This is a genomic window from Methylovulum sp. (assembly GCF_028687615.1).
Classification (GTDB): Bacteria; Pseudomonadota; Gammaproteobacteria; order Methylococcales; family Methylomonadaceae; genus Methylovulum.
On sequence record NZ_JAQTZU010000051.1, the window covers coordinates 1 to 10,296 of the forward strand.

The window sequence follows — 10,296 nt, forward strand, 5'->3', positions numbered from 1 at the left end:
GCTGTCGGTTGGCTTTGCTGGGTTTCACTGCGGGTTGGGTTGAGCGTCACTTTCTGAATTCTGCGGGTTGTTGGCACTGTCGTCACTATCCATGTTTTGCGGGTTGTGGGCGTTGTGGCTTGGGCGGGTTGGTGCTGTTGGAAGCATCTTGTCCGGCAGCGTCCCTTGCCGCCCCTTTCATTTCTGGCGGTTTGTTTGGTTGTTTTTTTTGGCTGGCTGTCGGTTGGCTTTTGTTTTGCGGTTGTCGGCCCTGGTTTTTGTCGTTTACTTTCGGCCTGTCGGGTTTGGGTTGCTTGCCGTCACCATCAAGCGGTCGGAATGGGTTTTTGTTTTGTGGTCATCGGCTTGCGGAACGGAAATCCGTTTTTTATGGCTGGCTTGTGGGTTTTTCTGGCTTGTCATGGCAAGCGGTTTTGGCGGGTTCGGGTTATTTTCAGTCGGGTGTTGTCGGGCTGGCGGTATGGGTGTTTTTTGCGTTGTGCGGCATTGCGGTGCAGCGGGCGTTTCCGGTGCGGGGCAAACCCATCGCGTCAATGGTGACAATGGCGCCGCGTACATCCAACCATTCCAATAGTTCAGGAATGGCGGTGATTTCGTTGGATTTCTCGCTGGTTTTAACTTGGCCCAGGACGATACCCGCTTCGCTGGCAAAGGCGGACACCAAGTGGATGGGCGATTGCCCGCCATCATGGCTGCCGCGTAATGTTTTGCCACTAGTGCCCCGTGTGGGTATCAATTGCCACCACCTTGCCCGCCACTTCAGGACTCAACCACGCCCGGACCCATTCAACAAACAAGCGCTGGAACTGCGTCGTGTCAATGGCGCGGAAAAATCGCCGCAAGGTGTCGTCGCCCGGAATCCCGGATTCATACGGCAAATATTGGCGTAAAAATACCAGCTTAGCCTTACCAAATACCTCTATGTCATCCCAGCTTTCTGCCCCGCAGATCACGGCGCATAACGTCAGCAAGAGTATTTCTGGCATCGGGTGCAACTTTTTTCGTTCAATACGGGGATCGTCGAGCTGTCCAAAAATATCTAAAAAATCCGTTTCTCCATCGTCCTTGGTCAATTGCTTATGCCGCTATTATCTAAAATTCTGTTGGTTGGGTCGCTATTTTTAATGAGGTAGCCCTGCGGATGGCCTCCCATTCCCTATCACTGATTGTTAATCGGTTCGCCATTTCAAATGGCGCATATATCAACGGGTTTCTGTTGTTATGTCAACAGAGCCTAGCAAAGACGACACATTCCACAACTCACCTGACAAAATCGGGATAGTTGACCAGCGTTTCCAGATCGGCAAAAAACCATTGCGCCCAACCCACCAGATAACGTTTACGAAGATCATCATCCGATTCAAACAAATCCCCTTGCAGGCCATCATCAAAACGGTAGCGGTAAGTTGCGGCGATAATGTCATGGACATCTTGCAAAACCCGATGATCAAAACGTTCTGGTAGTCCTGCAATCGGAATGATAATAGATTTGTCAATAAAATATTGCGATGACTGTACACCTTGAAGTACGGGCATTCGACCCAATAAATCGGTAGGCTTGACTTTTTACAAATCATTCCGATTGCAGGACTACCAACGTTCTACTGTTTTGGCACTGGCAGTAATCTTAAGATTGGCGTTCAAGATAGCATCTGCCTGGATAAACTTCTTTTTTGCCGCTGAAAATAACTCACTGACATAGCTTGAATAGTGGTCATGTTGTAACCGTTTGAGGATTTTGTTGTCATCTGACGGATAGACTTTGCAGATTATCATGGCTGGTGTATCTCTAATTTAGGTAAGGCGTTGACGATTTTCATCGTCTCAAGGCTGACGGTGATGACGCGCTGGAACAATTCCAGCGGATACCCCTACCTGCCCCGTGGCGTTGAGATTACCCGGCCCAATCAGGTCTGGAGCACTGGCATCACTTATGTCCGGCTGCCGCACGGATTTGTTTATCTGGCCGCGATCATCGACTGGTACAGCCGCAAGGTGCTGTCATGGCGGCTGTCGGACACGATGGATGCCGGATTTTGCGTGGACTGTTTGGAAGAGGCCATCACGCTGTATGGCACACCGGCCATTTTCAACACCGACCAAGGCGCCCAGTTTACCAGCGATGCCTTTACCGGTGTGTTGCTCAACAACGGCATCACCATCAGCATGGACAGATATTTGCTCCTGCAATATCTGCATTCCCCACATCCTTGTGGGTTATGGACGAGGCCGGGCATTGGATAATATTTTTGTCGAACGCTTGTGGCGGACCGTGAAATATGAAGAAGTGTATTTAAAGCAGCACGGCAACCTGCCGGACTTGTTGATGGGATTGACGCAGTACTTCCAATTCTATAACCAGGAACGCCGGCATCAATCACTGGCTTACAAAACGCCCGATGAAGTCTATAAAACGGCTATCGGCGGCGGTGCAAAGATTGTGGATAAATTTAAGGATACGGGTGAGGCATCAGAACCCGTACAACAAAATCGGGACGGCGCCGTTCAGCTGGAGTGCTAATTGAGTTCTATCTTAACACAGGTGTTTTTTGTCTGGGCTTTGGGGGCCACTTTACCGCGCTAGGGTCTTGCTCAATGTCATGCCGCTGCATGAGCAATCCGACCGGTTGCTCGGAACGTACCGCCTGTTGCACGGCGGCAATAGAGGATTTACGGCCTATCACCAGTGGCGAGACGTTTTTGGGGAACAACACGGTATCACGCATGGGCACGATAATCAGCGCGTTGTCTGGAAGGGCTGGCAATGGCAACGACGCTTCTGGTTTTATTTCCGTGGATGGTTCTTCGTTGTCTGCTGTCGGCCCTAGCAGTAAATTTTTTATATCCTTGATTTTCATAAGAAGTCTTTATAATTTCCGAAGTGATATGAGCAAACAGCCGTTGACAAATTCCCGCGTACCCATTTCGAAATGGCCTTCCGGTAATTCGATGCGCCGTTCAAATCGTCCATAAGGAATTTCCAAGCGCCGGATATGCGCTTGCGCGCTATCGGGCAAATGCCGTTGCCCGGCAATAATCAAATGGCCACCTTCCAAAATTATGTTCAAATGCTCTGGGGCAACTCCAGGCAGGGCGATCATAATCTTGCATTCATAACTGTTTTCATAAACATCGACCGGCGGTTCCCAAGTAAGCCGTCTGGCATTCATAACAGTGGGCCTGAAGAATTGCCGATGCAGCCGGTCGGCACGATCCAAAATTTCACAAGCTTCCGCCCACATCCAGGTTTCAAGATTACGCATAATATGTCTATCCTCTTGTTGGCTTACCAAAAACGGCTTGTTGGAACCGACCAAAATGTGGTTAATTCCGGCGTGATTTGTTTATTATTAACTGATGTTGTGCACAAACAGTGTTGTCCATGAAAAATGCTTGGGGCAAATAGGGGGCAGAGAAAATGAATATTCAAGAAGTGGCATGGCATTCCCAGACGCACCGTCGACCTGCCCTGTCCATAAACCCTTTCTTTAGTGTGCCATCGTTCCTGCGCTTTGGCGGAATGCCTCCCAATGACGCTCCGGTGTTCACGTCACGCAACGCCAGAGCGTTGCAAGATGCGTTACCACGCCAGAGCGTCACTGCCCACAGTTAAGGGTTTAATTTAATTAAAACAATGTATTGCGAATTTGTAGGTCGGGATTTTGTGCCAACCCGAAGGACAAGATCCACGGATGGATTTTGCAGCGTATCTCGCCTTCGGGTGCGAAAACCCGATTAAAAAACGTCGCGATAGCGACTCTACTTTAATTATTTACAACTTGCAGAAAATCTCTGCGTAACATCAGCTATTATTTATTTTCAATTCGTAGAAAATGTCCGCGTAACATCAGTTATGAAAATCAAAAAATCTGTGCTTGTTTGTACGCTGCTTGGCTTAATCGTGATGGTTATTGGCTTGCTTGGCCGCATCAATCCGCCTGTTGTGGATAAAGCCAGCCATGTTGCCGGCTTTGGCGATATTACGGTTGCCAGACCGCTGTGGGGTTCTAAAGGCTTAGCGTTAGTTTTTTCCGATACCCAAAAATTTCCGCCCGCCGCTCTAGGCAAGCGTTTGGCTAGTATGGGAATGACGGTGGCAATCATTGATTCGTGGCAATTTTTTAAGGGCTTTAATGCCGCAGCAGGACAATGTCTGGACGCGAAGCGTACTGCAAGTTCCATAGATGGCCTGTTACAAGCATTACGGTTGGCATCTGCAAAACCCCGGATAGTTGCCGGCATTTCCGAAGGTGCGTTGTTGCCTTTTCTTAATGCCCAATCGACATCGGGAAAGACGGTAACTAATCTGGCGATTGATTTTTCAGTGCATGTGCCTGACGGTTTGGTGTTATGCCCGGCTTTATCCGGTCAAGACCAAAACCAGAAAACGGTTTTGGTCGCCCAGGCTACATTGAAAGGCAATTGGCGTTCGGTCTGGACAGATCATCCGCCTGAAGAAACCGCCATTTTTATTAAGACATTGGGCAATGTCGATACGCAAATCGCACCTTATGACACGCCACTAGACACTGTGTTGCTTGATGAACTAAAAACCGATATGGGTGAAACCGACGTCTCTTTATCCCCTATGCCAATCGTCGAGGTCCCTGCGCCAAAACCTGGCGATACGTTGACGATTTTCTATTCAGGTGACGGGGGGTGGCGTGATCTGGACAGGATCATAGCCGGAGAAATGGCAGCCTTAAATTATCCGGTGGCAGGAGTGGATGCCTTGCGTTATTTTTGGAAACGGAAATCGCCCGAACAGACCGCCGCCGACCTGTCGGCAATGATGGCGTATTACCGGAAAACCAAGGGCATAAAGTCTTTTGTGTTGGCGGGCTATTCGTTCGGTGCCGACATCCTGCCTGTTGTTTACAATCGCTTACCGCAGCACGACCAAGACAATGTAAGCTTGTTGGTGTTGTTGGCACTGGCAAAGAACGCCGATTTTGAAATCCATGTTTCAGGTTGGTTAGGGCAAAATGCAGGCGAATTGCCCCAGGCACCTGAACTGGCGCAACTGCCCAAAGCTAAAATCTTGTGTGTCTATGGCAAAGAGGAAACCGCCGACACGGCCTGTACAGGTTTATTGAATACGGGGGCCAAGATTTTAGAATTGCCCGGCGGACACCATTTCGATCAGGATTACCCCAAACTGACGCGGCAAATTCTGGATATTTATCGGCAACACGGCATCAATTAACCGATGCCGCTCCTATCACACAACCATCACTAGCCCATGATCAGCGAAAAACTTAACCGAACCGCCCAAAAAATTACTGTTGTGTTGCCGGTCATTTTATTTGCTTGCGCACTTTACATCGTCCATACCCAACTCAAAACCCATAGCCTGGGCGACATCCTGGCATCGCTAGAAAAAATGCCGATGCGGATTGTGTTCGCGGCATTTGCACTGACGGTGATCAATTATTTGGTGTTGGCGGGCTATGACTGGCTGGCCTTGCGTTTCGCAGGATACCAGCAAATCCCGTTGCCCAAAATGATTGCCGCCGCGATGTTGAGTTATTCCATCAGCAACAATACCGGCCATGCCTGGGCGGCAGGCGGTTCTATCCGTTTTCGGTTCTATTCAAAATGGGGTGTGCTGGGCTGGGATATTTTAAAAATTTCCCTTTTCCAAACTACCACTTATCTGCTGGGCGCGTTGAGTCTGGGTCTGCTCGGCAGTTTGATATTGCCGCAGTTTTTGGCACACCCCTCCTCGGAGCCGCAAGCTATCCACTGGGTCAGCCTGATTTGCGCCGCCACCTTGATGGTCTACTGGGCGGCGGTCTTGCTTTGGCGCAAGCCGCTGATGATTAAAGGCTTCGAGTTATTTTTGCCTTCACCCAGTATGACGCTAGCCCAAACGGTGGTGTCCGCTATCGACATTGTCTTGTCATCGCTGGTGCTGTGGATGTTACTGCTAGGCAAGGTCGATATTGGTTTTGGCGCATTTTTAGTGGTGTTTGTGGTGGCGCAGGTGGTTGGCGTAATCAGCCAGGTGCCAGGCGGTATCGTCGTGTTTGAAAGCGCGTTCCTTTGGCTGATGTCGAGTATCGAAACGGCAGACCAACATTTACTATTGATCGGCGCGTTGCTGCTGTATCGGGTCATCTATTATTTTGTCCCCTTGCTGTTGGCTGGAATCGGCCTGCTGGGTTACGAAGTGTATAGCCGCCGAAAAATGCTCAGCGAAAGTGGCGATAAAATGAAGCGGACACTTTCGACCGTCATCCCGCAACTGTATTCGCTGCTCCTGTTGTTGGCGGGCGGTATTTTGCTGGTGTCTGGTTTCATTCCGGCAAATTCGGTGGCGATGGCTTGGTTGGGTGGGCTAGTGCCTTTACCTGTGATTGAATTGTCCCATTTGACGGGCAGTTTGATTGGCTTGCTGTTATTGTTCTTGGCGAGGGGAATCCGACTCAAAATCGATGCGGCCTGGTACGGCAGCTTGATGTTGCTGGGTTTGGGTATTGTGGCTTCATTGCTCAAGGGTTTCGATTGGCGTGAAGCTTCGGTGTTGTCAATGATACTGCTGTTGATGTTGCCAACCCGTAGCCATTTTCAACGCCGTTCGTCGTTGCTGCACATGTCTTTTTCAAAATCGTGGTTGGCGACGATGGCGATGGTGTTGGCAGGTTCAATTTGGTTGGGTTTTTTCGCTTACCGCGATGTCGGGTACGCCCACGAATTATGGTGGCAGTTTTCTTACGAAGGCAATGCGCCACGATTCTTAAGGGCGGTGTTGCTGATTGCCGTGGTGACGGTCTCCTTCGGCTTGTCGCGCTTACTCAGCGTTGCGCCACCGCAGTTGTTTACCAAACCCACAGCCGCAGAACTGACAGAAGCGCAACGCTTGGTTGAAAAATGCTCCCAAACCCGGGGCTTTCTGGCGTTGTTGGGTGATAAATACCTATTTTGGAATCTTGAGCGTGATGCTTTCATCATGTATGCAGTAACGCCGCCATTTTGGATTGCTATGGGGGATCCGGTTGGCAAGACGTCGGCCTTTGAAAATTTGCTCTGGCAATTTGTGGAACAGGCTGACCGCTATGGCGCAAAAGCCGTGTTTTATCAGGTTAGCCCGGACTTCTTGCCGTATTATCTTGATTTGGATTTGTCCTTGTTCAAGTTCGGGGAAGAAGCCTGCGTGGATTTATCAACATTTACCTTGCAAGGCAAGCGGCATGATGCCCAGCGCAGTGCCCGCAACAAGTTTGGAAAAATCGGTTATGTTTTTGAGATATTGTTTGGCAAGGATGTTGAAGCCGCATTGCCACGCTTACGGCAGATTTCCGATGCGTGGTTGGCAAATAAAAATACCCGTGAAAAAGGTTTCTCACTGGGTTTTTTCGCTGAAGACTATTTGCGCCGTACCGATGTTGCCGTGATACAAGACGAATCAGGGCAAATCATGGCCTTTGCCAATCTCTGGCAAACCATAGGGCATGAGGAATTGTCCATTGACTTGATGCGTTACGATCCTGAAAGTCCGAAAGGCATTATGGATTTTCTGTTCGCCGAGCTGATGCTATGGGGTAAGGCGGAACATTACCAGTGGTTTTCACTGGGAATGGCGCCATTGGCGGGGCTGGAACGTCGGCCCTTAGCCCCGCTGTGGCATAAAATTGGTGCAGCCATTTTCGACATGGGCGACCAGTTCTACAATTTTGAAGGACTCTACGAATACAAGGCAAAGTTTTTACCGCACTGGCAACCCCGTTATCTTGCCGCCCCGTCGGGTTTAGGGATGCCACGCGCCTTAATGGCGATAGCCCGTCAGATTTCAGGGGGTTGGCAAGGGATTTTTAGCAAATGATATTGCTTGTTCGCCATATTACTGGGCTGAACCCTGTATTTTTTAGATGACCTGCTTGATGCAGGTTGCTACGTTTCGGATATTTGGAGTACAAGGGGCAAAAAGATCCACTAACGCCATCATGGGCAGATAAACCACAACCTGAAACGCCGCCTTAGCCTTTTTCGGCTTTGCAAGCCATCATAAACAAGTTGCGGTTTTTTCCGCGCCGATTTTATGGCAACGAATTATGTCCAGTGGATACCCTGCCGAAGAAACCGAAAACTTGACCAATCCAAACCTAATAATTGGTCAAGACCTTCAAGTAAACCATTAAACGGTTTTCGGTTTTAAAAAATCCTGCGCGACCCAGCCATCAATCGCACCATCGCCTTGCAGATCGACGGCCGCCCAGCCGTCTTTTTCTTTGAGCACAAAAACTTCGGTATCCCTAGGCAACACTTTTGCAATATCAAAGTTGGCACCTGCACCAGAGCGCATGCGTAGGCCGTCGCGGGCGGCGACCAAATAGGAAATACGCGGATCATCGGCATGGATGCTTTGCGGCATATCGGTGCTGGTCAAAAACGGATCATCGCTGTCGGTTTTCAGCCACAACACAGCTTCAGCCGCCCGCCGCTTGACCAATCCCGGCAGGGCGATTTTCTGTCCGGTTTTAGGGTCGCTTGCTTTGACCCATTTCGCCAACTCGCTAGGCACACATTGGTAATCACCTGCATTAAGCCGTTTCAGCAACGTGCTCACGGTTAAACTGCCTATGCCTGCATTGAACACAAAACTGGCTAAGGCGGCATGTTGGTTGTCATTTAATTTGACTTTCACGCATTTTTCCACCTGTGCCCCCGATTCTGCCAAATCTTGGGCGAGGGTATGCTCCGCTTTATCTTCACTAATTTTTGCCCCCGGCTTTACACCAAGGGTATGTCCATAGCCAATTGTCCAAACACCCGCCGGACACCGGTAGGCATCCAATCGTAAGCCTTCGAATTCCTTGACCAGATTTAAACCATCTTCATTAATTTGTCTTGACATAATGCTTCTCCTCTTCGCTTGATAAAGTGATTATTTAGAGCTAACCCACACCAGAAGTGGAGTTATCATTGCCGCTGGTTTGCGGCTTGGATGCAACCGGCTTAGGATCCAGTTGCGGTTTAATGCTTGACCTAAAATTCATAAATTTATTGAGGACATCAAACCAAAACGGCGCGCCAAGGGAAACTGCAATGGCGGTGATAAAAAGGCCGAGGATTTTTTCTAGCCAAACCCAGTGATTTTGCGGCCACATTTTAGGGTCGTCCAAATACATCCAACTGATAGGCAAACCCATCTGGTTGAGTTTATCCAAACGCGCCATCTGTAAATCATAGCATTGCTTAGGATCATAGGTTTCCGATTGGCAGAGCGCCTCCTCGGCATGTGCCGCTTTGATTTTCACAATCTCTGAAGCCAAACCGGCTATTTGTTCTTTGTTGTCTGGCAATGGGATGCTGTTAAGTGCTTTGAGAGCCGCCTCCTTGTCTGCCAGAGCATCAATCTTGACGAACTGATCTGCCGAATCAATAATTTGTTCGCGTAGTTTGTCATTGACCATCAAGCTCTTGGCAATCGTAATGGTATCGACATTACCCATCACGGTAATCAACAGTGCGATGACGAAAGCTATGCGTTGTGCATGTTTTTTGTACCAGCCACTAATCCTTTCCCCCATTGCAGAATACCAGTCTTCAATGTTCTTCAGGGCGGTATTGATGTCGCCTTCAGCCGTATTGACCAGCAATACCAAGGTTTTTTTAAGATGCTCGGGAAGCGGGGAAGAATCGCTATTGATTTTATTGATTAGCGTTGCCGTATCAAAAGTATCGCCTGCCAGAATGTGACCGACCAATGCCAATGCGAAGGTTTTAGGGGCAATATAGGATGGAAGGTTTTTGGATAACTGGAGTTTTTGCGGCGGTGCCTGAGTTGTATTAGCCGCTGAAGCTTGTTGCTCGATTTTCAAATCCCCTTGGTACAAACCATAAATCAAGGGACTTTGATAAAACTCCTTAAGTAAAGCAAAACTCGTATCATTATGAATATTGCCGCCAAATAATTCATACAAACCTTCACAGAGTTTCTTGCCCCGGCAGCGATTAAAAAGATTTTCTACCGCTTCGGTCAATGCTGAACAGACCAAACTCAGCAGCAGGTAAACAAACACCAGACCGATAGCGACATCCAAAATACCCGATACATTTTGCATAAGACTAAGCTCCAACAATAGTTTTTAACTGTTGATAAAGGCTAGCGCGAATATTTTTAAAAAGCTATTAACTAACTCACATCGCTTATGCTAATTTTGCACTATAGCTAATCCAGTATAAATTGATGCGATAATAGGCTATTGTAAAAACGATCATCTTGAATGAAAAACGAATGGCCTATCCAGCGGTATTCAGAAAGAAACTACTTTCAGTCATGAAAGAACAAGG

Annotated in this window: 11 protein-coding genes and 1 pseudogene; 3 read left to right on the plus strand and 9 right to left on the minus strand. The window is 48.6% G+C overall.

Features of this window, described 5'->3' with window-relative positions; genetic code table 11:
• Positions 1-264: 264 nt before the first annotated feature.
• From PHH59_RS16650 to PHH59_RS16670, 5 genes are all read right to left on the minus strand, one after another.
• Positions 265-402: a hypothetical protein gene (locus tag PHH59_RS16650; RefSeq protein ID WP_300018912.1), complete on the minus strand. Its 138-nt coding sequence runs from the start codon at positions 400-402 to the stop codon at positions 265-267.
• Positions 403-433: 31 nt separating this feature from the next.
• Positions 434-736, minus strand: a complete 303-nt coding sequence (locus PHH59_RS16655; RefSeq protein ID WP_300018914.1) for an ISAs1 family transposase — start codon at positions 734-736, stop codon at positions 434-436.
• Positions 714-1,073: an ISAs1 family transposase gene (locus tag PHH59_RS16660; RefSeq protein WP_300018917.1), complete on the minus strand. Its 360-nt coding sequence runs from the start codon at positions 1,071-1,073 to the stop codon at positions 714-716. Before PHH59_RS16660 ends, PHH59_RS16655 begins: the two co-directional genes overlap by 23 nt.
• Positions 1,074-1,260: 187 nt before the next feature.
• On the minus strand, positions 1,261-1,536 hold the full coding sequence (locus tag PHH59_RS16665; protein ID WP_300018920.1) for a hypothetical protein: 276 nt from the start codon (positions 1,534-1,536) through the stop codon (positions 1,261-1,263).
• A gap of 54 nt (positions 1,537-1,590) precedes the next feature.
• Positions 1,591-1,776 carry a hypothetical protein gene (locus PHH59_RS16670; RefSeq protein ID WP_300018923.1) on the minus strand — a complete coding sequence of 62 codons (186 nt, stop codon included), beginning with the start codon at positions 1,774-1,776 and terminating at the stop codon, positions 1,591-1,593.
• 90 nt (positions 1,777-1,866) lie between these two features.
• Here PHH59_RS16670 and PHH59_RS16675 point away from each other — a divergent pair.
• A pseudogene (locus PHH59_RS16675) lies at positions 1,867-2,521 on the plus strand (DDE-type integrase/transposase/recombinase); the annotation flags it as partial.
• Between the two features lie 7 nt (positions 2,522-2,528).
• On the opposite strand, the gene PHH59_RS16680 reads toward PHH59_RS16675, so the two are convergent.
• Both PHH59_RS16680 and PHH59_RS16685 read right to left on the minus strand, forming a co-directional pair.
• The gene (locus tag PHH59_RS16680) at positions 2,529-2,858 is read right to left on the minus strand and encodes an LON peptidase substrate-binding domain-containing protein (protein ID WP_300018926.1); all 330 of its coding nucleotides are present in this window, start codon (positions 2,856-2,858) and stop codon (positions 2,529-2,531) included.
• Positions 2,859-2,867: 9 nt separating this feature from the next.
• A complete protein-coding gene (locus tag PHH59_RS16685; protein WP_300018929.1) occupies positions 2,868-3,263 on the minus strand; it encodes an Hsp20/alpha crystallin family protein in 396 nt (131 codons plus the stop codon).
• 590 nt (positions 3,264-3,853) lie between these two features.
• Between PHH59_RS16685 and PHH59_RS16690 the strand changes: the two genes are divergently transcribed.
• Positions 3,854-5,206: an AcvB/VirJ family lysyl-phosphatidylglycerol hydrolase gene (locus PHH59_RS16690; RefSeq protein ID WP_300018932.1), complete on the plus strand. Its 1,353-nt coding sequence runs from the start codon at positions 3,854-3,856 to the stop codon at positions 5,204-5,206.
• 36 nt (positions 5,207-5,242) lie between these two features.
• Positions 5,243-7,825: a bifunctional lysylphosphatidylglycerol flippase/synthetase MprF gene (gene mprF, locus PHH59_RS16695; protein ID WP_300018935.1), complete on the plus strand. Its 2,583-nt coding sequence runs from the start codon at positions 5,243-5,245 to the stop codon at positions 7,823-7,825.
• Between the two features lie 312 nt (positions 7,826-8,137).
• Here the strand turns inward: mprF and PHH59_RS16700 are convergent, their stop codons facing one another.
• Both PHH59_RS16700 and PHH59_RS16705 read right to left on the minus strand, forming a co-directional pair.
• A complete protein-coding gene (locus PHH59_RS16700) occupies positions 8,138-8,857 on the minus strand; it encodes a glycoside hydrolase family protein (RefSeq protein WP_300018938.1) in 720 nt (239 codons plus the stop codon).
• A gap of 40 nt (positions 8,858-8,897) precedes the next feature.
• The gene (locus PHH59_RS16705) at positions 8,898-10,067 is read right to left on the minus strand and encodes a hypothetical protein (protein ID WP_300018941.1); all 1,170 of its coding nucleotides are present in this window, start codon (positions 10,065-10,067) and stop codon (positions 8,898-8,900) included.
• Positions 10,068-10,296: the final 229 nt, after the last annotated feature.

Excerpts from the sequence above, each read along its gene's own strand:
- PHH59_RS16665 (WP_300018920.1), bottom strand. The coding sequence starts at position 1,536 with ATGCCCGTACTTCAAGGTGTACAGTCATCGCAATATTTTATTGACAAA.
- PHH59_RS16700 (WP_300018938.1), bottom strand. The coding sequence starts at position 8,857 with ATGTCAAGACAAATTAATGAAGATGGTTTAAATCTGGTCAAGGAATTC.
- PHH59_RS16685 (WP_300018929.1), bottom strand. The coding sequence starts at position 3,263 with ATGCGTAATCTTGAAACCTGGATGTGGGCGGAAGCTTGTGAAATTTTG.
- PHH59_RS16690 (WP_300018932.1), top strand. The coding sequence starts at position 3,854 with ATGAAAATCAAAAAATCTGTGCTTGTTTGTACGCTGCTTGGCTTAATC.
- PHH59_RS16650 (WP_300018912.1), bottom strand. The coding sequence starts at position 402 with ATGACAAGCCAGAAAAACCCACAAGCCAGCCATAAAAAACGGATTTCC.
- mprF (WP_300018935.1), top strand. The coding sequence starts at position 5,243 with ATGATCAGCGAAAAACTTAACCGAACCGCCCAAAAAATTACTGTTGTG.
- PHH59_RS16670 (WP_300018923.1), bottom strand. The coding sequence starts at position 1,776 with ATGATAATCTGCAAAGTCTATCCGTCAGATGACAACAAAATCCTCAAA.
- PHH59_RS16680 (WP_300018926.1), bottom strand. The coding sequence starts at position 2,858 with ATGAAAATCAAGGATATAAAAAATTTACTGCTAGGGCCGACAGCAGAC.
- PHH59_RS16705 (WP_300018941.1), bottom strand. The coding sequence starts at position 10,067 with ATGCAAAATGTATCGGGTATTTTGGATGTCGCTATCGGTCTGGTGTTT.